The sequence below is a fragment of the Saccharospirillum alexandrii genome, assembly GCF_043641555.1.
Taxonomy (GTDB): Bacteria; Pseudomonadota; Gammaproteobacteria; order Pseudomonadales; family Natronospirillaceae; genus Saccharospirillum; species Saccharospirillum alexandrii_A.
In genome coordinates, this window is sequence record NZ_JBHZRJ010000003.1 from 446247 (window position 1) to 467602 (window position 21356).

16 protein-coding genes and 2 tRNA genes are annotated in these 21356 nt (G+C 53.3%); 9 read left to right on the forward strand and 9 right to left on the reverse strand.

The window, feature by feature from the left end; genetic code table 11:
• Position 1 precedes the first annotated feature (1 nt).
• The 7 genes from ACHUE7_RS12295 to ACHUE7_RS12325 all read right to left on the reverse strand — a co-directional run bounded on the left by ACHUE7_RS12295 (position 2) and on the right by ACHUE7_RS12325 (position 8459).
• Complete coding sequence (locus ACHUE7_RS12295; RefSeq protein ID WP_394170228.1) at positions 2 to 883, reverse strand: 2-oxo acid dehydrogenase subunit E2; 882 nt, start codon at positions 881 to 883, stop codon at positions 2 to 4.
• Between the two features lie 17 nt (positions 884 to 900).
• On the reverse strand, positions 901 to 2358 hold the full coding sequence (locus tag ACHUE7_RS12300) for an NAD-dependent succinate-semialdehyde dehydrogenase (protein ID WP_394170229.1): 1458 nt from the start codon (positions 2356 to 2358) through the stop codon (positions 901 to 903).
• Positions 2359 to 2372: 14 nt separating this feature from the next.
• Positions 2373 to 3698 (reverse strand): biotin/lipoyl-containing protein, encoded by a 1326-nt coding sequence (locus ACHUE7_RS12305; RefSeq protein ID WP_394170230.1) that lies wholly within the window; start codon positions 3696 to 3698, stop codon positions 2373 to 2375.
• Positions 3688 to 4683: an alpha-ketoacid dehydrogenase subunit beta gene (locus ACHUE7_RS12310; RefSeq protein WP_394170231.1), complete on the reverse strand. Its 996-nt coding sequence runs from the start codon at positions 4681 to 4683 to the stop codon at positions 3688 to 3690. Before ACHUE7_RS12310 ends, ACHUE7_RS12305 begins: the two co-directional genes overlap by 11 nt.
• 10 nt (positions 4684 to 4693) lie before the next feature.
• Positions 4694 to 5695 (reverse strand): thiamine pyrophosphate-dependent dehydrogenase E1 component subunit alpha, encoded by a 1002-nt coding sequence (locus tag ACHUE7_RS12315; protein ID WP_394170232.1) that lies wholly within the window; start codon positions 5693 to 5695, stop codon positions 4694 to 4696.
• 187 nt (positions 5696 to 5882) lie between these two features.
• Complete coding sequence (locus ACHUE7_RS12320; RefSeq protein WP_127555936.1) at positions 5883 to 6692, reverse strand: SDR family NAD(P)-dependent oxidoreductase; 810 nt, start codon at positions 6690 to 6692, stop codon at positions 5883 to 5885.
• A gap of 21 nt (positions 6693 to 6713) precedes the next feature.
• Positions 6714 to 8459 carry an extracellular solute-binding protein gene (locus ACHUE7_RS12325; protein WP_394170233.1) on the reverse strand — a complete coding sequence of 582 codons (1746 nt, stop codon included), beginning with the start codon at positions 8457 to 8459 and terminating at the stop codon, positions 6714 to 6716.
• Positions 8460 to 8743: 284 nt separating this feature from the next.
• Here ACHUE7_RS12325 and ACHUE7_RS12330 point away from each other — a divergent pair, with 284 nt between their 5' ends.
• From ACHUE7_RS12330 to ACHUE7_RS12360, 7 genes are all read left to right on the forward strand, one after another.
• Positions 8744 to 9700, forward strand: a complete 957-nt coding sequence (locus tag ACHUE7_RS12330; protein WP_394170234.1) for a sugar ABC transporter substrate-binding protein — start codon at positions 8744 to 8746, stop codon at positions 9698 to 9700.
• A gap of 128 nt (positions 9701 to 9828) precedes the next feature.
• Positions 9829 to 10800 (forward strand): ABC transporter permease, encoded by a 972-nt coding sequence (locus tag ACHUE7_RS12335; protein WP_394170235.1) that lies wholly within the window; start codon positions 9829 to 9831, stop codon positions 10798 to 10800.
• Positions 10801 to 10809: 9 nt separating this feature from the next.
• On the forward strand, positions 10810 to 11811 hold the full coding sequence (locus ACHUE7_RS12340; RefSeq protein ID WP_394170236.1) for an ABC transporter permease: 1002 nt from the start codon (positions 10810 to 10812) through the stop codon (positions 11809 to 11811).
• Positions 11808 to 13310, forward strand: a complete 1503-nt coding sequence (locus ACHUE7_RS12345) for a sugar ABC transporter ATP-binding protein (protein ID WP_394170237.1) — start codon at positions 11808 to 11810, stop codon at positions 13308 to 13310. The genes ACHUE7_RS12340 and ACHUE7_RS12345 overlap by 4 nt, the downstream gene beginning before the upstream one ends.
• Positions 13311 to 13375: 65 nt before the next feature.
• Positions 13376 to 14680, forward strand: coding sequence for a M24 family metallopeptidase (locus tag ACHUE7_RS12350; protein WP_213677328.1), 1305 nt, complete (start codon positions 13376 to 13378; stop codon positions 14678 to 14680).
• A gap of 618 nt (positions 14681 to 15298) precedes the next feature.
• Positions 15299 to 17380 carry a methyl-accepting chemotaxis protein gene (locus ACHUE7_RS12355; protein ID WP_394170238.1) on the forward strand — a complete coding sequence of 694 codons (2082 nt, stop codon included), beginning with the start codon at positions 15299 to 15301 and terminating at the stop codon, positions 17378 to 17380.
• Between the two features lie 103 nt (positions 17381 to 17483).
• Positions 17484 to 18098, forward strand: coding sequence for a substrate-binding periplasmic protein (locus tag ACHUE7_RS12360; RefSeq protein ID WP_394170239.1), 615 nt, complete (start codon positions 17484 to 17486; stop codon positions 18096 to 18098).
• A 205-nt stretch (positions 18099 to 18303) separates the two neighbouring features.
• On the opposite strand, the gene ACHUE7_RS12365 is transcribed toward ACHUE7_RS12360, so the two are convergent.
• Both ACHUE7_RS12365 and ACHUE7_RS12370 read right to left on the reverse strand, forming a co-directional pair.
• Positions 18304 to 18378, reverse strand: a tRNA-Gly gene (locus ACHUE7_RS12365).
• Positions 18379 to 18528: 150 nt separating this feature from the next.
• A tRNA-Glu gene (locus tag ACHUE7_RS12370) sits at positions 18529 to 18604 on the reverse strand.
• A gap of 299 nt (positions 18605 to 18903) precedes the next feature.
• On the opposite strand from ACHUE7_RS12370, the gene ACHUE7_RS12375 reads away from it, so the two are divergent.
• Together ACHUE7_RS12375 and ACHUE7_RS12380 are read left to right on the forward strand one after the other, a co-directional pair.
• Positions 18904 to 19314 carry a YbaN family protein gene (locus tag ACHUE7_RS12375; protein ID WP_394170240.1) on the forward strand — a complete coding sequence of 137 codons (411 nt, stop codon included), beginning with the start codon at positions 18904 to 18906 and terminating at the stop codon, positions 19312 to 19314.
• 225 nt (positions 19315 to 19539) lie between these two features.
• A complete protein-coding gene (locus ACHUE7_RS12380) occupies positions 19540 to 21351 on the forward strand; it encodes an extracellular solute-binding protein (protein WP_394170594.1) in 1812 nt (603 codons plus the stop codon).
• Positions 21352 to 21356: the final 5 nt, after the last annotated feature.

Here is a 21356-nt window from a genome sequence, read left to right on the forward strand (position 1 = left end):
TTCATATCAACAGTAAACGCGGGTCAGCCAGGCTGCGCGCATAATCATTGAGAAAACGGGCGGCAACGGCACCGTTTATGACGCGATGGTCATAGCTCAGGTCCAGCGGTACCATCGGCGTTGCCACAAACGACTCGCCATTCCACACCGGTTGTTGCTGCATACGGGTAATGCCCAGAATAGCAACCTCGGGCGGGTTCACGATTGGGCTGAAACCGGTACCGCCTATTCCCCCAAGGTTGGTGATCGTCATGGAGGCACCCCCCATTTCATCAGGGCTCAGCTTTCTCGACTTTGCCCGCGTTGCCAGATCAACGATGTCTGCAGCAATCTGCCACAAGCCCTTTTTGTCAGCATCCCGAATGACCGGGACCATCAGCCCGTGCTCGGTATCCACCGCGATGCCAATATGAACGTAGTTCTTCATATGGAGGATGTCACCGTCTGCACTCAGCGACGCATTGAACGTTGGGAACTTTTTCAATGAAACGGCCAGTGCTTTTACAAAAAAAGGCAGCGTCGTCAGCTTCAGCCCTCGTGCGGTGGATTCGCTGCGATACTGAGCACGGATGCGCTCGACTTCACTGACATCCACCTCATCGTGATGAGTGACCTGGGGAATCACTGCGTTCGCAGCCGTCAGGTTCGCAGAGGCAACCCGGTCAATTTTGCTGGTTTTGTGCTCATCAACCGGTCCGAATTGACGGTGATCCACGTTCCAATAGCTGCTATAACCGTTCACAGGCTGCTCCAGTGTCTGATGGCCGCTGAGGTCATCCATGGTAAGTTGGGTTCTGCCCAGTCGGTCGGCCAGATCTTGAAGATCGATCGATAAGCGACGCGCTTGCGCTCGAACGCTTGGTGATGCAACAACAGTGTGCATACGATAATCCTCTCTTTTTACCAGGTTGCCGAGATGTACTGGGTTTCCATGAATTCCAGCATGCCTTCATGACCGCCCTCGCGACCGAGGCCGGATTGCTTGCTGCCACCAAACGGAGCGGCCGGGTCACTGACAAGACCACGGTTAAGGCCGACCATGCCGTAGTCCAGCCGTTCGCATACTTGCATGGCACGCTTCATGTTCTCGGAAAAAACATAGGCCACAAGGCCATACTCGGTATCGTTTGCCCGGCGAATCACGTCGTCCTGATCTTCGAAGGTTTGAATGGCAACGACCGGCCCAAATATTTCATCGTGCACACAGTCGGCGTTTTCCGGCACATTGGAGAGCACCGTCGGCGGGAAGAAAAAGCCTTTGCCTGGTAGCCGCTGCCCGCCACATTCCACTTTGGCGCCTTTCGCGACCGCATCGTTGACAAAGCCCACCACCTTCTCAAGTGTACTCAGGTTAACCAGTGCACCGACGTCAACATCAGGGTCTGCACCATTACCGATTTTTAAGGCAGACATTTTTTGCGTTATGCGTTTGGTGAATTCATCAACGACATCTTTATGCACGTAAACCCGATTGGCGGCGGTGCAGGCTTCACCCAGGTTGCGCATCTTGGCGAGCATCACGCCTTCAATGGCGGTGTCCATGTCTGCGTCTTCAAACACAATAACCGGAGCATTGCCGCCAAGCTCCATTGCGGGTGTGAGTACCTGATCCGCTGCTGATTTGAGCAGCTTGCGCCCAACCGCTGTTGAACCTGTGAAAGACACAACACGAACGCGAGGGTCGTGCATCATATGATCGACAACCTCGGCTGGCTTACTGGTGGGCAAGACGTTTACCAGACCCGCCGGTACGCCCGCCTCTTCAAGCAGTGGCATCAGTGCCAGCATGGTCAGCGGTGTTTCAGCGGCGGGTTTGATAATGACACCGCAACCGGCGGCCAGCGCAGGCGCAATTTTCCGGGTGCCCATCGCGGCCGGGTAATTCCAGGGGGTTACCAGTACAGCTAAACCGGCGGGCTTGTGTTGCACGATGATTCTTGCGCCGGAAGCCGGTGCATGGGTGATCAGGCCGTCTGCCCGAACGGCTTCTTCCGCGAACCAGCGAAAGAATTCGGCGGCGTAACGAATTTCGCCCATGGCATCGGTTTTACCTTTGCCGTTTTCCAGTGTGATCAGATAGGCGAACTCTTCGAGCCGAGCCTGAATCAATTCCCAGGCTTTTCGAAGCACTTCAGAGCGTTCGCGCGGTGTTCTTGCTGCCCACTCAACCATGGCTTTTTCAGCGGCGTCAAGGGCAGCATCGGCGTCAGCAATTTCTGCTGATGCGACGGATGCCAGCGCTTCTTCCGTCGCCGGATTAAATACGCCAAAGCGGCCGTTTTCAGACGCTGGAACAAACTGACCATTGATATAAAGGTCGGTTGGAACCGTGTTGATGAAATCGTTATGTTGTGACATACCAATACCTTTCTTTAGAAGAGGTGCCGAAGTGGATCTGCCATGCGTCCGGCAAAGTTATCGAGTACGACGGCTGCATCTTTCCCGGCGAGCAGGGCGTCGGTGCAGGTCAGTGTCAGCATCAGTTCGTTGCCGGAGCCCACGATAGTAATGACGGGCGCCGACTCGGGCGGAAGCTCAGCTGAGCAAATAAAGGTTCCTCGCAGATCATGAATGATGACATCCGGTTCGCCTTCCGTTGCTACGGTTTCCGACAATCTCTGACGGGCAGAGTAGGTTTCACTGGAACCACGCCGGTCAATGCGCACGGTCGCCTGATCGGCCAGGCTGGCGCCGGCAAAAGCAGCAATGACACTCGCCTCACTGGCAGCCTCGATGTTCTCGGTTGCCCAGTCGAGAAAGGCATCCAGCTCAACCGGTGATACGCGTGCGGACAATCGGGTTATTGCGGCGCCGGGGGCAGCGAACTCAGACCGTTTTCCTGCCACTTCATGGGCTTGCCTGAGCGCTTCAAAGTCACTGGCATGGAAAGGTTGCGGGTGGCCTGTAGCGGCCAGATGGGCAAGATCATAGCCCGCCTGGTGGGCGAGGCGCTTCAGTTTGGGTGAGGCGAGTATCTTCCCTTCCGGTGCCGGTGCTCGACGCTTGCTGACTTCCGGTTGTTTTGGGACAGCCGGTTCAGCAACAGTCGTTGCCGATGCTTTTGCCGATGCTTCTACCGGTGGGCGTTCGGCGCTGGCAGCGGGCACGGCCGACGACGAATACGCTCTGTCGACGGGGTCTGATACCGAGTGTTCACTCATGATGGCGATCGTTTCACCCGTGGGTACGTCGTCGCCTGCGGCGGCCAGCCGTGCCGCGAGATAGCCATCAACGCCAGCCGGTACCTCTACCACACTCTTGTCCGTTTCCACTTCGAACAGAATGTCATCCTGTTTGACGGCGTCACCGGGTTCCTTGTTCCACCCGACCAATACGCCTGAGTCCTGAGACATACCCAGCACGGGCATAATGATCGCTTTGCCGGTAGGCAGTGAGTCAGGCTTTTGGGCTGCTTCTACAGGTTCTTTGTCAGCTGTCTCGCCCGGCGCCGGAGCGTCGGCCGTATCACTGATGATGGCAATGACCTGGCCTACCGGTATCTCATCCCCATCACGAGCGCTGACGCCTACCAGAAAACCACTGGCAGGGGCTTCAACTTCCATGGTGGATTTGTCGGTTTCCACTTCGAACAGGGTTTCGCCCTGAGTAACGGCCTCACCCTCCGACTTGTGCCAGGCGAGCAGCGTCCCCGTATCCTGCGCCATGCCCAACGCAGGCATGATGATGTCATGCCGCATTGATCAACTCCCCGCTTACCAGTTTTTTGGCCTGTTCAAACACCCGCTCCGGGGTGGGAACTGTGATGTCTTCGAGTGCCGGTGAGAAAGGAATGGGTACGTCCATCGCGCCGATACGGGTGGTCGGGGCATCCAAATAGTAAAACGCCTTTTCATTGATCCGGCTGGCAATTTCCGAAGTCACACCAAAGCTCTGATGACCTTCATCGACCACGATGACCCGGCCCGTTTTTTTGGCCGATGCAACCAGGGTCTTTTCATCCAGCGGGACAATGGTGCGCGGGTCGATGACCTCGGCACTGATGCCCTCAGCCTGCAGCATCTCCGCGGCTTTCTCACAAACCTGGACCATAGAGGAGGTGCCGATAAGTGTGATGTCGGTGCCTTCGCGTTTTATACAGGCTTCACCAAAGGGGATGCTGTATTCTTCTTCCGGTACTTCGGCGGAGTCCTGATACATCAGCTTGTCTTCGAAAATAACCACCGGGTTATTGTCGCGAATCGCGGTCTTAAGCAGGCCTTTTGCTTCATAGGCAGACGATGGCATCGCCACCTTCAAACCCGGTATATGGGCAACAATGGCATGCAGTGACTGCGAGTGTTGCGCTGCCGAGCGCCGCGTCGCCCCCATATTGGTGCGCAGCACCAGGGGTACATTGAGTTTGCCGCCGGACATATAATGGGTTTTGGCCGCCTGGTTACACAACTGGTCCATGATCAGAAAGATGAAGTCGCCGAACATCAAATCGACAACGGGGCGCAGCCCTGTCATGGCGGCACCCACACCAATACCCATAAAGCCGGGTTCGGAAATGGGCGTATCGATGACGCGTTCGGTACCAAACTCTTCCACCAGGCCTGATAAAACCTTGAAGGGTGTACCGGCTTCTGCCACGTCTTCGCCGAGAATGATGACCGTTTCGTCGTGGCGCATCTCTTCAGCCAGTGCTTCGTTGACGGCCTTTGATAACGTAATTTTCCGCATACTGTTCTCCTCAGGCTAAGACATGCTCAATATCGGTGTAGACATGCATGTCCACCTCCGAGACATCCGGGTAGGGGGCATCCAGCGCGTAGGCGACAGCCGTTTCCGCGTCTTCGGTGACTTCCTTACTGAGCTCGTCCAATTCGGCTTCCGTGGCGTACTTGTTCTCGATCAGCCAGGCGCGCATACGGATGATAGGATCCCGGTTATCCCGCCAGTCCTGTTCTTCTGACTTGGCGCGGTAATACTCACGGTTAATATCGCCTACATGATGTCCATGGTATCGGTAGGTCATCAGTTCCAGGAAGAAAGGTCCTTCACCTTTGCGAGCGCGCTCGACTAATTTGCGCGACAACTCGTTTACAGCGATGACGTCCTGCCCGTCTACCTGGTGCGACTCGATACCAAATGCTTCAGCCCGTGCCGTAATGGAACCGGCTGCAATTTCTTCCGTCTTGGTGTACTCGGAATAGCCGTTATTCTCACAGGCGTAAATAACCGGGAGTTTCCACAGTGCGGCCATGTTCATCACTTCGTACATCAACCCCTGAGCGGTAGCGCCATCACCAAAGAAACAGACGGCTACATCACCGGTCTTTTTCAGTTTGGAGGTGAGTGCAGCACCGGTTGCAATGCCCAGAGAGCCCCCGACGATTGCATTGGCACCCAGGTTGCCATTTGACTGATCGGCAATGTGCATGGAACCGCCCTTGCCACGGCAGTAGCCTTCTTCCTTCCCAAGCAATTCACAGAACATGGCTTTGAAGTCTGCGCCTTTGGCGACACAATGCCCGTGACCTCTGTGGGTGGAAGTGATCTTGTCGGTAGGCAATAAGGCTTCGCAAATGCCAACGGCGACTGCCTCTTCCCCGGAATACATATGCGTCAGACCAGGCATCTTGGCTGACAGGTAGAGCTGATTCGCATTGTTCTCAAAGGTACGGATGCGAACCATCTGACGAAACATTCTTAACGCATCGTCCGCACTCACTTTCTTCTTGGCGTTACTCATTGCAAACCTCTGTAGTTGACCTGGCAGCCCGTTGATATTAGGCGTCGTCGTGCCAGGCATGGCGAAAAATGAGGGCAAGTGTTCAAAAAACCGTCGGCCGCACCGCAGTATCCGTGGTTTTGCAGAACAAGAGACATTGGTGCTCTGCAACCGTCATTCCAGATACTGCGGTGCTAGCCGGTTGGCATTACTGCATAACGATGCCACCATCAATCATGATCATCTGGCCGGTCATATAGTCGCTTTCATCCGAACACAGGAAAGCAGCCGTTCCGACAACGTCATCGGGCGTTGAAAGCTTCTTCATCAGAATCATCGTTTTGGCAAGGTGGTCCATAGACTGGCCTTCCTCTTCGAACATGCCAATTTCAACCAGATCCTTGTCCAATTGTTCCCACAGCTCAGTCTTAACAACACCAGGGCCATAGCCATTGACGGTGATCTTGTGTTCCCAGAGTGCCTTGGCACCCCCGGTGGTCAGGGCAAGTACGGCGTGCTTCGAACAACCATAGGGAATGACATCCAGAAAGGTGGTGCGAGACAAAATGCTGCCCACATTGATGATCTTGTACGGATGATCATCCATTGGGCCCTGCTTGATCATTTGTTTTGTCGCCTCTTGCATGCCATAGAGCATACCTTTGGTGTTGACGTTCATGATCAGGTCCCAGTTTTCATCATCGATGTCCAGGAACATTTTTGGCTTGTTGACGCCTGCATTGTTCAGGTACACGTTGATGGAGCCGAAGGCATCGACGCAGGCCTGAACCGCTGCCGTATGGTCTTCCCGTTTGGTCACATTCATTGAAACGGCAATAGCTTTGCCAACACCTGCTTCGTTGATGCTGTTCGCGACAGCTTTAACGCCCTCGACGTTCAAATCGCCAAGAACGACGTTGGCGCCCTGGGCGGCAAAATACATGGCATTTGCTGCGCCCATGCCCTGTGCGGCACCGGTGATAACGATGTTCTTTCCAGACAGTCTCTTCGGATCCATTTCACTTCTCCAGTCTTGTTGTTATTGCCAGTTTTCAATGAGTTTTTGAACACCTTCGTGAGCCCGCGACAGCGCCTCTTCCGGTGTGATGACCCCACGCAGCATTTCGTGTAACACGACGCCACAGAACTGGGTTATCGCTCCAAACTCGGGAGTGGGTGGTCTTGGCCATGCCTGCAGTTGGTCCTGGATGGCCAATTGGTCAACCGCATCGAAAATCGGTGAATTGATGCGGATGTTGGGATCTTCACTTGCTGAATACCGTGAGCAGCCACGACTGCCATTCTTTACATAAAGACTCTGAGCCCGTGCCGATGTGAACGTTTCAAGCGCGATGGCGGCTTCTTGTATGCGTCGCTCACTCAAGTTGCTCGGAATACCCAATATAAATCCGCCCAGCGGAGAAATAGGCTTTCTACCGGACCCGGCCGGATGCGGGATAAAGCCTGTGTTGTCCTTGGCCGGCGAGCTTTCGTCATCTTCGAAATAGGGCGTCATCTGCGAAAAGCTGTAGCTCATTGCAACCTGGCCCTGGGCATAGCTTTTGGTTCGCTCATACCAAGACATATTCAGAATGCCCGGTGGCGAGTACTTAAGCAGTTCAATCAAAAATTTCGCCGCGGACATTCCCGCTTCGGAATCGATCATTGACCGATATTTACGGCTGCCCAGCCCTGCAATCGAGAACTCTTCGCCATCCGCTGCCAAATCAATGATCGGTTGACCAAAATCGGCCATAGCCATCATGAAGGTGTGGCTTAATGCAGTGCCCCGGGCACCATTCCAGCCGATGCCGTAGATCTGTTTCTCGGGCTTGTGTAACTTCTTGGCTGCTGCCAACAGCTCATCAATGGTGGTAGGAGGTTGAATACCTTCCTGTTCGAACAAGTCGGTTCGGTACATCAGAACTTCTGATGTGGTCTCCACTGGAATACCGTAGCAGCGCCCACCCCAGTGTGATGCGCGCCAGCTGGCGGCGTGAAAGTCAGTAGGGCTCATAGCGTCGATGTCGATCAGTGTATCGAGCGGCAACAGCATGCCCCGCTCGGCAAACTCGCCAATCCATGGGAAGTTGACGGCCACGAGGTCATAACTGCTTTTGTCGCGACCCGAATTTTCTACCGCTTCGTCGTAAAGCTTGTCCAAAGAGTACGAACGGTGGTGAATTGGACAGCCGACGATGAGTTCAAAGTGCCGTTTCAGGTTGTTCATGATTAAAAAGGTGGGGTCACTGTGAGACAGCATGCGCAGCCCACCCGGCAATGACAGAGGGCTGCTCAACACGTTTAACGGTGGCCCCAAACGTTCGCTGAAGTAATCGCTTCCATAGAAACGTTCGTCGGGTTCTGATGATTTTTCGGTCAGATTAATGGTGTTGTTGACCAGGAGGTGATTGTCCTTGGCCATTTGAATCCAGAGTGTCAGCAGTTGATCACTGGGGTGCAGGGTAAAGCTGCGCTCGCTCTTGTGGCGGGCTCTTCGGTTTATCAGACCCGACTCAACCAGTTCATTTAATCGACGTGTGGCGGTGGCATAAGGTACGCCGCTGATGTCAATGAGCAGTGTTGGCGAGGTTACTTTCCCCTGGAAATGGCGCCGCAACAGTTCAACGCACATACGCAGGTGAGCATTGGGTTTGAACAGTGAGTGAGCGGACTCGAACGCCAGCATCTGCTCGTCCATGTAATCAAGAAAGCGCAACACGCCTTCGTCCGGTGCCGCTAACACCGAAATCCGGTCTACCGAGTTGTTATGCAGTACCGACATACAGACCGCTCCGTGACTCGTTCAACCGCTCTATTGGGCGGTTGGACTCTGTTTAATTCTTATTAGGGAACTGAATATACTCCGAGAACGTAAGTATATTAACCATTATGATATCCAAAATGGATAAAATGACATTCAAAATGGATATATTGGGGGGTTTTTCGATGACCGACCGGGGGTATGGTTACCGGGCTGGTTTCTAACTGGGAATGCATTACATGCAGTGCGTCTTGGTAACACAGCAGTAACGCAGCTTGTCAGAACAAAAATAACGGAGAGTAATTATGAACACTAAAACACTACTTACTACCGCAATAGCCACAACCGTACTGATGGGGCCCGCTCTGGCGGTAGCCGAAGATATGAGAATCGGTATTACCCAGAACAACGTTGGTGTCGACAGCTACCAAACTACCTATGAAAGCGCTTTTATCGCGGCAGCAGAGGCTAACGATAACGTTCGTGCCGTTGTGCTTGATGCTGGTGGTGACGTGGCGCGACAAATCGCTCAGGTTGATTCACTGATTCAACAGGGCGTTGACGCCATCATCATTTGGCCAACTAACGGGGAAGCCGTCATTCCCGCGGTCCGCCGGGCCAACAACGCGGGTATTCCTGTCGTTGTAACCAACTCCAACATTGCAGAGCAAGGCTTTGATTTCATCCGTTCCTTCTCTGGCCCGGATAACGTTACGCAAGGCAGCCGTTCTGCCGAGATCATGTGTGACAAATTTAAAGATATGGGGATCGAAAACGAAGCAAAGGTCGTTCAGATTTCCGGGCAGCCTGGCTATACCACGGCAATTGAGCGTGCGGCGGGTTTTGAAGACCGTTTGCCTGAAGTGTGCCCCAATGTAGATCTGATGGAAACGCAGCCCGGCGACTGGAACCGGGAGCGGTCTCAACAGGTTATGGAAGCCTTTTTGACCAAGTACGATGATATCGACGGCGTCTATTCAGGCGACGACAATATGGGTGTCGGAGCACTGAACGCTGCTCGCGCCGCGGGTCGTGAAGGGATCATCTTCGTTGGCGCCACCAACTTCTCGGTAGGCTACGATGCAATGGCTGAAGGCGACTACTGGGGTTCAATCTACCAGTCTCCAGTTGATGATGCCGAAGCTGCTCTGCAGACCGCCATTGACATTCTGGAAGGTAAAGAAGTTCCTTTCCTCAACTACTTCGATACGCCGAAAATTACCCAAGATAACATGGACGAGTTTACCCGGCCGGTTTTCTAAGATTGGCGTAGGGTAGGGCGCTTAATGGTGCTTTAAAACACTCGGTTGTCAAGCCCCATGACGTTCAGTCGAGCGCATGGGGCCCTCTTTAACCCGAATAAAAACAAAACGGTTTCAGGGATACCCTCATGGCAAATGCAGCCAGACAAAAAATTCTCACCGTGATCGGAAATCAAGGCATCCTGATCGCCTTCGTTATGTTCATGCTGATTTTCGCACTAGCGAGCCCGAAATTCCTATCGTTTGAAAACCTGCAAAGCGTCGTCAGGTCTTCTGCAATTTTGGGAGTGATGGCGCTTGGCGTTACTTTTGTCGTCATCAGCGGGAATCTGGATTTGTCCGTCGGATCCATGATGTCGTTTTCCACCATCGTTGTGCTGGATTTACACGACAAGCTTGGCCCATCCCTGGCGATTCCTACCATGTACCTGATGACCCTGGGTCTTGGGGGGACCATCGGATTCCTGGTCGGCTACTTACGACTGAACTCCCTGATTGTAACCCTCGGTATGTTATCGGCCATTCATGGCCTGACACTGACGTATTCAGGTGGCAAGAACATGGATATTCAGGATAAGTCAGGTACCTGGTTCAGCTTCTTCGGACAGGGAGAGATTCTTGGCTTACCTGTTCCAATCATCCTGTTTATTGCACTAGCCGCATTTCTCGGCATATTGCTTGCTAAAACTCCGTTTGGACGCAAAGTTTACGCCGTTGGTGGCAATTCGACTGCTGCGTCTTTTTCGGGCATACCCAGAGCACGTACGGTATTCAACTGTTATCTCATTTCAGCGTTTTGCGTTGCAACAGCGGGTCTGATTCAAGCCAGTCGTTCCATGGGCAGCCAGAACACAGTTGGTCAGGGTCTGGAACTTGAGGTGCTTGCAGCCGTCATCCTTGGAGGTGCGTCTTTACTGGGTGGGTCCGGGACCATTCTAAAGACGGTGATTGGCGTATTGATCCTGGGGTTCATCCAAAACGGACTCTTGCTGATTGGGTGGCCCTTCTACATCCAATATGTCATCACGTGGATCATTATCATCTTGGCGGTGTGGCTCGATATATCCGTCAAGCGCGGTAAGTTCTGGGCCACGGTATAGGAGCGGGTAATGAACTCAGATTTTATTAAGCGGAACCTCAGTACCAGCGCAATCTGGCTGTTTATTGTGTTTGAGCTGCTGTTCTTCAGTATCGCTGGAAGCTACCTGTCGCTAACTGATGTGGCGTTTATGGATGGCGGTAATATGTTGCTTCTACTAAAGCAGTCTGCACCTATCGGCATTATTGCAGTCGGTATGACAATTATCATGGTTAATGGAAACATTGACTTGAGTGTTGGCGCCATATTTGCGATTGCGGGCATCATCCTGTTAGACAGCTTGTCCTGGGGCATTTTCTCCGGCTTGGGCGATTGGGTGATCCTGGTCAGCATTCTACTTGCTCTGCTGACCGGAGCGTTACTGGGAGCCCTTAATGGGTTGATTGTCTGGAAGACAGGCGTTGATGCTTTTATCGTCACTCTGGGCTCCATGCTTGGCTATCGCGGTCTTGTGTTCATGTTCAATGGCGAGAACCCAACGTCAAACCTCAACTGGACGCTTGTCGACCTTGCCGAGGCACGCTTTCTCGGTATTCACACGGCCACTTGGGTGTTTGGACTGACCGTATTGGTTGTTTGGCTCATCACCCGATACACGGTGCATGGACGTAACGCCTATGCCATTGGAGACAACCGTAACGCAGCGGTTAATGCCGGCATTAGGGTTGGCCCCCACATGTTGATTAACTTTGCGCTTATCGGTTTCCTCGCCGCATTGTCTGCAGTTGTTTTTTATGCTGGATCGGGGTCAGTAAACCCCAACGATGGCATGCTGTATGAATTATGGGTCATCACGGCTGTTGTGTTGGGCGGTACCAAGCTGGCAGGTGGCTCTGGTTCTATCATCGGTACTTTGGGAGGCGTCATCGCAATTCAGGTGCTTCGAACAGGTCTCGGTTACATCGGAGCTGATACATCGACAGTAAACCTGGTTCTCGGCCTGATCCTGATTGTGGTTCTGTTCATTGATCGCCAGCTCAACGTGAAGGGCGCACAGGAGTTAAGAGTATGACTCAGTCAACGCCAGCCCTGCGTCTTGAGGGCATTGTCAAAGCATTTCCGGGTGTAAAGGCGCTCGATAACGTATCGCTGTCGGTGATGGCAGGCGAGGTTCATGCGTTGATGGGCGAGAACGGCGCCGGAAAATCAACACTGATGAAGGTGCTCGGTGGCATTTATCAACCCGATGCCGGAACGATCTACGTTGCTGAAACGCCGGTTGTCATGTCCAACCCGCTTGATGCGAAGAACAAGGGCATTGTTTTTATACATCAGGAACTCAGCCTTGCTGAAGAGCTCTCGGTGGCAGAAAACGTGTACTTGGGTGAACTCCCGAGAAAGTCAGTGGGCCGGGTTGACTGGAAGACGCTTTACGAGAAGACGGACGAGATCCTTACACGTCTGAAAGTAAACTTTAATGCTCGCACACGGGTAGGCGATTTGTCGATCGCCAACCAGCAGATGGTTGAGATCGCGCGAGCGCTGACCGTTGATGCCAAGGCTGTGATTTTTGACGAGCCGACAGCATCACTGACTGATGCCGAGAAGCTGGTCTTGTTTGAAGTGATTGAAGACTTAAAGAGCCAGGGCGTTGGGATTGTTTATATATCCCACCGCATGGAGGAGATTTTCAAGATCACCGATCGGGTCAGCGTGCTTCGCGATGGCCAGTATCAGGATTCTGTGTTGACGGCGGATACCACAGAAGAAGCCATTACCCGAATGATGATTGGCCGAAACCTCGACTTGTCCCGGGCTCCTGTAAACCATGAGCTGGGGGATATTGCAATTGAAGTTAAAGACCTTAGTTGTGGAGCTTCATTCCAGAACGTCAGTTTTAAGGTCCGGTGTGGTGAAGTGCTTGGGTTTTACGGCCTGGTGGGAGCAGGCAGAACGGAAATAGCGGAAACCCTGTTTGGCCTCCGGCAACCCAGTTCAGGCACGATCTTGTTGGATGGCAAAGAGATAGTGATCAATTCGCCTGCTACCGCCATCAGAGAGGGCATTTCCCTGGTTCCTGAAGACCGGAAAACCCAAGGCCTGGTACTTGGTATGAACTGTCGCGACAACATGACCTTGCCGCAGATTGATGACATGAAAGCAGGCCCTTTTGTATCCGATGGTGCAGAAGTAGCGCTTTTCGACCTGTATCGGGACCGGTTGGATATTCGCACACCGGGCTGGCGACAAACCGTGGGTAATCTCTCCGGTGGTAACCAGCAGAAAATCGTCATTGGCAAATGGTTGTCAATGCATCCGAAAGTCCTGATTGTTGATGAACCAACGCGAGGCATAGACGTAGGCTCCAAGTCCGAAATTCACAAGCTGATACGCGAGCTCGCAGCCAGTGGCTACGCCGTCATCGTGATCAGTTCGGAAATGCCCGAAGTACTGCATGTCGCCGACCGAATCGTTGCCATGTACTCAGGCGAAATAATAAAAACGTTCACATCAGAAGATGTAACGGAAGATAACCTGATCCAGGCGATCTCCGGAATCACACCAAAATAACCAAAGACACTGTGGTGAAGTGCCGGGATGTGGCCAGGCACAACACCGTGGGCGAGAGGGATACCATGAGTAATAACATTATAGTAGAACCGAGTATCATTGACGCGGACGCGCTTAATCCACGCTGGGATTGGAGTCGTCCCATACCGGCGCCCGGGCGCATGAACGTCGATTTTGAAGAACGGGTCGACTTCCGACGGTTGCACAAGTATCGCGTCGCCCGTGCCAGACAGGCACTCCGTGAATCTGATCTCGGCGCCATGCTGTGTTTCGATAATAACAACATACGCTATCTGACCAGCAGTGTGATCGGCGAGTGGTCGCGCGATAAGATTTGCCGCTATGCGCTATTCACCGGTAATTCAGATCCATACCTCTGGGATTTTGGCAGTGCAGCGGCACACCACCGCTTGAATAACCCCTGGTTCGACAACGACCACTGGCGAGCGGGCATGCTGGGTTTGCGAGGTTCTGTAGCTGAAGAAGCTGGGTTGTTTGAAAATGCCGCAAAAGAAATTCGCGACATACTGCAGTCCGAAGGGGTTGCCGATATGCCCATCGGGGTCGATGTCTGCGAACCGCCCATGTTGTTCGCCTTGCAAAAGCAGGGGCTCGATGTTCGGGATGTGCAGCAAGTGATGCTGAATGCGCGTCAGATCAAGAGCATGGACGAGATTATCCTGCTCAACCAGTCTGCCTCTATGGTTGACGGATGCTATCAGTTAATCGCAGACAACCTTAAGCCTGGTAAGAGAGAAAACGAGCTCGTGGCCATCGCCAACAAGTTTCTCTATGACAATGGGTCGGACGATGTAGAGGCGATCAACGCTGTATCAGGGGAGCGTTGCAGCCCACACCCACATAACTTTACTGATCGCATGTATCGTCCGGGCGATCAGGCTTTTTTTGACATTATTCAGTCGTACATGGGTTACCGCACCTGTTACTACCGAACCTTGAACGTGGGCAGCAAAACACCAGCGCAAGTCGATGCGTATCGCAAAGCGCGGGAGTGGATTGATGCGGCCATCAACCTGGTCAGGCCGGGTATGACCACTGACAAGATTGCAGCAGTGTGGCCTGCGGCAACCGAGTTTGGGTTTCAGAGTGAAATGGAAGCTTTTGGCCTGCAGTTCGGGCATGGATTGGGCCTTGCACTCCATGAGCGTCCGATCATTAGCCGGCTTGTGTCGTTCGAGAATCCGTTCGAACTTCAGGAAGGCATGGTTTTTGCGCTCGAAACCTATTGCCCGGCTGCCGATGGCAATGGTGCGGCACGCATCGAAGAGGAAGTCGTGGTGACAGCTGATGGCTGTCGGGTAATAACCCTGTTTCCAGCCCAGGACCTGTTCGTGGCGAACCCCTATTAAGCACTGATTCTGAGGATACGATAATGCCGACTTACACCTATCGGGCAACAGATTCCGGGGAGATTTATGAACTCTTCCACAGCATTCATGACCCGGCACTGACCTCTCACCCGGAGACGGGAGAGTCATTGGAGCGCGTTATCATGGGTGCTCCGGCGCTGCACATGAAAGGGCTCAAAAAGCACGTACAGGTCAACTATAAAAGTGCCGCTGCCACCGCCTGTGGTTGTGCCTCTAACGTTGCACTAGCACAACAGATGTACAGCAACAGCCGGGAAACCCCGGTATATGGATCGGTCAGCAGTAGACGCACCGTGCACGGGGGGGTCAGTAGCGGGTCGGCTAAAGGACATAGCCACAGTCACGGTGGCAGCTGCGGTCACAGCCATGGTTCAGGCGGTAGCTGTGGTCACAAGCATTAACGATAAGCGCGTAATATTCCATTTGTGGGGGGACAGCCAACACGTTGATATCAAACCCGGTTCAAGGGACGTTGAGTCACCGAGATAGCGCCGCTATGTCGGTGGCAACGGCCTGAAACCGGGGCTTGCTGATAGAGTAAACAGTGACAGAAAATACCCATAGACCACTGGCCAAAATAACAAATAGGAGGCCGTGATGGTTGTCAGTTCCCTTGGAATGACCCGGATCACAGTGTTGAAAAAGTACCTCAGTTTACCGCGGTTGACGCTGGTCACCCGTCTGAGTGTCGGCTTTGGATTAGTCGGCATTGGTGTGCTGTGTATGCTCGGTGTGAGTCTGTTCAGTTCGCAACAGTCCAGTCAGGGTTTAAACGCCCTTGTTACAGAGGCTTTGCCGGTAAAGGAAGCACTGGCGGATGCCAGGCTGACATTGAAAGACATCAGTACCGGTGCCGCCGAGCACTATAACGCCCGGCAACCGGATGTTATGGCAACCATTCGTGCCAGAGTCGAGTCCGGCATCCAGTCGTTCAATGAGATGGCAGGTAGTCTGGCGACCGACTTTCCCATACTGAGCCAGTCACCTGAACTTGAAGCGAGGTTAACTCAGTCAGTGGAACAGGCACGAGAGCAGTTCGAGCTGGTAGCACTGAACATGAACACTCACGAGCGCTCCATTGAGGCCGAAATCCGCATTGCTGAGGTGAGAAGGGAAATTGACCAGTTGCGGGCTGAAGCCGGTCCGGCATTTGACACCAACCTTGCTCGAATGGAAGAGCCCGAAGCAGTAACCCTTGCTTTTCGGCTACAGAGACTGTTCGATACCGTCAGCTTGCTGGCCATCACTGCCTCTCTGGCTGACAGTCTGGATGTTATCCAGTCAGTTCAGGCCGACCTCAGAGACAGCCTGGATTCGTTTGCCACTCTGACGTTTGATATCTTCGATCAGGTCGATGCAGACCCTGCCTTTGCTGACTACAACGACGCTATCGACCCCTTGTTAGACCAGATTAACCGCTTGGCGACTGCCAACGATGGACTGATCGCCCGGCAAACCAACCTCTTCGTGGATATACGCACGGAATTACCCGGGAAGATTGAGGCCGTTCAAGCCAGTCTTGCCAGTACAGGCGGTAACCTACAAGCACTGTCACAGCAAGTCGATAGCGCAGTAACAAGAATCAGTGAAGTGGCGCTGGATCAGGTAACGGTTGGGCGATACATCGTCATCCTGGCTACGATCGCCATACTGCTTTTGTGTTTGGCGGTCTCCTGGGTGGTGGTGCGCAGTGTGCGCCGTCCCATTCACAGGCTGAGCGAGTATATGAAGCAGGTGGGTAACGGTGATTTCAGCGCCAGGGTGGGCAATTACCCTAATGATGAAATTGGCGAGGTTTTTCACTCGACCGAGCAACTGGTCGACAAGATAAGAGAGATGATCGCCAGGATCGCTGATCTCAACCGCGATATTAATGCAATTTCCACAGATACTGCTGAATCAACGAAGTCTGTGCGGTCCCGCCTGAACCTTCAGAGTGAAGATCTTAATTCGGTGGCGGCGGCGGTCACTGAAATGGCGGCCAGTGTTCGTGATGTGGCACATAACACCCGGCAGGCTGCAGATGAAATGGTGCACAGCGAGGAGCGGGCTCATGATATAGAAACGGCGGTCAGTGCCGCCGTTAATTCCAATCAAAAACTGACCGTTTCCATGCAGGAAGCGACCGGTGTTATAGAGACGCTTGATAGCGAAGTAGCCGGTATTGACCAGATTCTCGACGTAATCAGAAATATCACAGAGCAAACCAATCTTCTGGCTCTCAACGCTGCTATTGAAGCAGCACGTGCAGGCGAGCAGGGAAGAGGGTTTGCCGTCGTGGCCGATGAAGTTCGTACACTGGCCAGTCGCACGCAAACCTACACCCAGGAAATTGCGGAAAAGATAGACAGTGTGATGGCAGGGTCCCGGGAAGCGGTAGCGTCTATCTCTACCAGCGTAAAAGATGCGAATGACATTTCCGGTCGCGTCGGCGATGTGCAAGGAGCATTCAACGAATACCTCACTTACATCGCTCGTGTAAGCGAACTTAATGGGCAGGTTTCTGTCGCCACGGACGAACAGCAGGCGGTCTCGGAAGACATCACCAAACGCACCAATACCATTAGTGACACTGGTGCCGTCGTGGCAGCAGACTTTGAGTCGACTGTTCAGAGAGCCGCCGAACTTAATGAAATCGCCGATCATCTTGACCAGGCGATTAAACGATTCCAGTTGTAGTCTTGGGGTAGGTATGACTTTTTGTACAGAATTGAAGTATTTCACGTGGTTTGCCGTTCTGATGGCCTTGTGCAGTTCATTGTCCGCTGCCGAACTCAGGGTTATGAAAGAGGATTATGGCCAGTTTCACTATAATACCGATTTGCAGAGTCAGGCCGGTGCCATTGATCTGGAGGACGAGACAACACAGCGAGTACGGCAGATACTGAATCAGGTGGATGTTGACTACAGTATCCAGATGCGCACCTGGCCGATCTCCTACCGGCGTGCTTCCGAAAGACCAGGGTATGGCATTTTTCCATTGGAACGGCATGACGACCTGGAAAGCACCTTTGAGTTCATAGGGCCTTTAGCGGAGTACCAGTGGGTTGTTTACACCCGAGCAAGCAGTGACCGTGAGATCAGCAGTCTGGATGACTTGCAGGGTATGAGAGTGGGTGGGTATCAGAACTCCCCCATTACCGAGTACCTGACGGAACGGGGGGTAAATGTGGATGAACTGCCCTACGATGCATTGAACCTCAAAAAGCTGACCCTGGGCTATATTGATGCCTGGGTGACCTATAACGTCAACGCAGAGAGCATCGCCCGCCAGGCGGGCTACCCCATGCCCAGATCGGCATGGGTAGTAAAGACAGTGGATGTTTATCTGGGCATCAATAAAGAAAGTGAGACCGAGTTGCTAATGTCGTTGGGCGAGGCATCTCAGGGGTTTTGACCTGTGGAGAACCACTTGGGAAGAAGTGATTGCTCATTTTAAAACAGCAGTGAGGCTTCCATCCTAAGCGGGCGTAAGTGGCGGGGTCAGTCACGGCACGTTTGCGCCCGAAGAGGGCATCACAGGGAAGAGATGGATCACTACGAGATGTAAACTCGGTTCCCATAAACAGAAAAAGCAGCCCTTGGGCTGCTTCATCTAAATTTGGAGCGGGAAACGAGATTCGAACTCGCGACCCCAACCTTGGCAAGGTTGTGCTCTACCACTGAGCTATTCCCGCAATTTGGTCTTACTTACTGAGCCTTCTTCGAAGGCTTAACTCGCGAGGCTTCCCGCCCAGCCCCAACCTCGTCAAGGTTGTGCTCTACCACTGAGCTATTCCCGCGTTTTTTGTCTCAAGAGCACCAGTGCTCTCAAAACAGAAAATAAATGGTATCCCGTAGGGGACTCGAACCCCTGTTACCGCCGTGAAAGGGCGGTGTCCTAGGCCACTAGACGAACGGGACACACAAACTTTCGATAGGACGGTGCTGGTTTGAAGCAGCCTCATCTGGCCGTTTCCGTCGAAAGCGGGGCGCATATTACCATTGGAATTTACCAATGCAACAGTTTTCCTGAAAAAATTATCAAAATCAGTGTGTTAGCGCTGTATTGAGGCTTGCCAGCATGGTCTGGGCATACCGCCAGTCACTGGTCTCTGCTATCGTTCTTCCCAATGAATCCGGTATAGGGAAGGCGTCATGAAGGCCGCTAATAGGATGGCTTCGTCGAGTTTGAGGATCCCGCGAATGCAGGAGGCAGTCTGATGCACCGGGCTGTACTGCGCTGGCTATTGTTTATTGTTGGCTGGGGTTGTGTGTTGATGGGCGCTATCGGGGTGGTTCTGCCGGTGTTGCCGACGACGCCGTTTCTGCTGCTGGCGGCGGCCTGTTTCGACCGGTCTTCGCCCCGCTTCCACCGCTGGCTGTTATCCACTAAGCTGTTTGGACCTCTGATCGAAAACTGGCAGCGGGAGCGCTACATTGAGAAACGCTCCAAGCGGGTTGCGCTGGTGGTAGTGGCGGTGACGTTCAGCAGTTCGATCCTGATTGTTGAACCGGTGGCGTTGAAATGGATGCTGGTCGGTTTTTGGGCGACCTGTACCTTCTTCATTGGCCGGTTGTCGACAATCCCGCTGTCACAAAGACGGTTTCAAGAGGGGGTTAATGCAGGCTGAAAACTAGCCTGAACACCATTAGAAAGGATGCAATGGGAGAGCCAGAGGCTCTCAGCGATGCAAGAATGCCCGGACAAGGTGACTACATCTGGCCGGTATGGCATGAACAGGGATCTTGAAGTATGCAAACGAAACCGGACTCGTGCCGGTGGCGTATTGATAGTACCGGCCGAGGCCGGTTCGCATAAGATTTGCCCGGTGGTATAGAACCTGGAGAGTATCGTGATGAGAGTCTTGTTGAGTCTGGTGGTGGGCTTGGGCGTGTCGTTTGCGGCCCTGGCCGAAGACGTTATTGTTTCCCATGCCATCGCCGAACGCGGTGAGCCGCAGTACCCGGACGACTACCCTCACTGGGATTATGTAAACCCGGATGCCCCTCGCCAGGGCTATGTTACCTACGGGGTGCGTGGCACCTTTGATAACTTCAATCGGTTTGCCCAGCGTGGTACCACACCTTCCGGTATTCGGGATTACCTGTTTGATACTTTGATGGTCGCTAATGGCGACGAAGTAGGGGTTTACTACGGGTTGATTGCCGAGCAGGTTGAATACGATGCCGCCCATCGTTGGATTACCTTCCATTTGAACCCGGATGCTACTTTTCAGGATGGCGAGCCCATCGAAGCTTCTGATGTGGTCTTTACGTTTAATCTGTTTATGGAAGACGGCGTTCCCCAATTCAAAACCTACTATGAGGGCGTAACCGTTGAGGCACTGAACGAACGACAGGTACGGTTTAACCTGGAAACGCCCAGCAAAAGCCTACTGGTTAGCCTGGCAACCCTCACCGTTTTTCCGGAACACACCTTTGCGGATCTGGATTTCACTGAACCCTTTGAGCAAGTGCCGCTCGGCAGTGGCCCCTACACCATATCGGACTACCGTATGGGACAATATGTCGTCTATGAGCGCCTCGATGACTATTGGGCCAAGGATCACCCAGCGCGCGTTGGTCAGCTGAATTTTGATTTTGAGCGATACGATTATTACCTCGACGACACCGTTCTGCTCGAAGCCTTCAAGAAAGGGGAATACGATTTCCGCCAGGAAAATGTTGCCAAAGACTGGGCTACGGCCTACACCGGGGATAATTTCGACGCTGGCTATATCGTTAAAGAAGAGATTCCGCACGAGCTGCCGCAGTCAATGCAGTCTTTTGTGTTCAACATCGAAAACCCCCAGTTTCAGGACCGCCGGGTACGGATGGCCATTAACATGCTGTTCGATTTCGAGTGGACCAACGAAAACCTTTTTTATGACGCCTACAACCGCACCAGCAGCTACTTCCAGAACACCGACTACATGGCCGACAGCCTGCCAGAAGGCCGTGAGCTGGACATTCTCGACGAATACCGTGACCAGTTGCCGCCAGAAGTCTTCACTGAGGTGTTCGAGAACTTCAGCACTGATGGCAGCGGCAATGTGCGGCCTCAATTGCGCCAGGCATTAACCTTGTTGCGCGAGGCGGGCTATGAAACCCGGGATGGCCGGCTGATCTACACCGAGACCGGCGAACCGCTGGAATTCGAAATGCTGCTGTACTCACCTTCCTTCGAGCGCATAGCCATCCCGTTCCGGGAGAACCTGTCACGGGCCGGCATCACCATGAACATTCGCACCGTTGATGTCACCCAGTACACCAATCGGATGCGTGAGCGGGACTACGACATGCTGGTCGGCAATCTGGGCGGCGGTGCCTACCCGGATGCCGATCTGATGATTCAGTTCCACAGTGATTTTCTGGATTCCACCTACAACTCAATTGGCGTACAGGATCCGGTAATCGATGCGCTGGTAGAGGGTATTCGCGATAACCAGCAGAACGATTCCGAACTGCTCGCCTATGGCCGCGCGCTGGACCGGGTGTTGTTGTGGCGCTATTACGTGATTCCACATTGGCACATTGGGGCTTACCGGGTGGCCTACTGGAACAAGTTTGCCCGGCCTGAATCTCGGCCCCGCTATTCACTGGGAAGTTCGACCTGGTGGCTGGATGCTGACGCCGAAGCTGCCTTGCCAGACCGCAATGCTCGCTGAGGGTG

Coding starts and splice junctions, on each gene's coding strand:
- ACHUE7_RS12355 (WP_394170238.1), top strand. CDS start 15,299: ATGGTTGTCAGTTCCCTTGGAATGACCCGGATCACAGTGTTGAAAAAG.
- ACHUE7_RS12305 (WP_394170230.1), bottom strand. CDS start 3,698: ATGCGGCATGACATCATCATGCCTGCGTTGGGCATGGCGCAGGATACG.
- ACHUE7_RS12345 (WP_394170237.1), top strand. CDS start 11,808: ATGACTCAGTCAACGCCAGCCCTGCGTCTTGAGGGCATTGTCAAAGCA.
- ACHUE7_RS12360 (WP_394170239.1), top strand. CDS start 17,484: ATGAAAGAGGATTATGGCCAGTTTCACTATAATACCGATTTGCAGAGT.
- ACHUE7_RS12380 (WP_394170594.1), top strand. CDS start 19,540: ATGAGAGTCTTGTTGAGTCTGGTGGTGGGCTTGGGCGTGTCGTTTGCG.
- ACHUE7_RS12315 (WP_394170232.1), bottom strand. CDS start 5,695: ATGAGTAACGCCAAGAAGAAAGTGAGTGCGGACGATGCGTTAAGAATG.
- ACHUE7_RS12310 (WP_394170231.1), bottom strand. CDS start 4,683: ATGCGGAAAATTACGTTATCAAAGGCCGTCAACGAAGCACTGGCTGAA.
- ACHUE7_RS12320 (WP_127555936.1), bottom strand. CDS start 6,692: ATGGATCCGAAGAGACTGTCTGGAAAGAACATCGTTATCACCGGTGCC.
- ACHUE7_RS12295 (WP_394170228.1), bottom strand. CDS start 883: ATGCACACTGTTGTTGCATCACCAAGCGTTCGAGCGCAAGCGCGTCGC.
- ACHUE7_RS12300 (WP_394170229.1), bottom strand. CDS start 2,358: ATGTCACAACATAACGATTTCATCAACACGGTTCCAACCGACCTTTAT.
- ACHUE7_RS12350 (WP_213677328.1), top strand. CDS start 13,376: ATGAGTAATAACATTATAGTAGAACCGAGTATCATTGACGCGGACGCG.
- ACHUE7_RS12330 (WP_394170234.1), top strand. CDS start 8,744: ATGAACACTAAAACACTACTTACTACCGCAATAGCCACAACCGTACTG.
- ACHUE7_RS12325 (WP_394170233.1), bottom strand. CDS start 8,459: ATGTCGGTACTGCATAACAACTCGGTAGACCGGATTTCGGTGTTAGCG.
- ACHUE7_RS12340 (WP_394170236.1), top strand. CDS start 10,810: ATGAACTCAGATTTTATTAAGCGGAACCTCAGTACCAGCGCAATCTGG.
- ACHUE7_RS12335 (WP_394170235.1), top strand. CDS start 9,829: ATGGCAAATGCAGCCAGACAAAAAATTCTCACCGTGATCGGAAATCAA.
- ACHUE7_RS12375 (WP_394170240.1), top strand. CDS start 18,904: ATGCACCGGGCTGTACTGCGCTGGCTATTGTTTATTGTTGGCTGGGGT.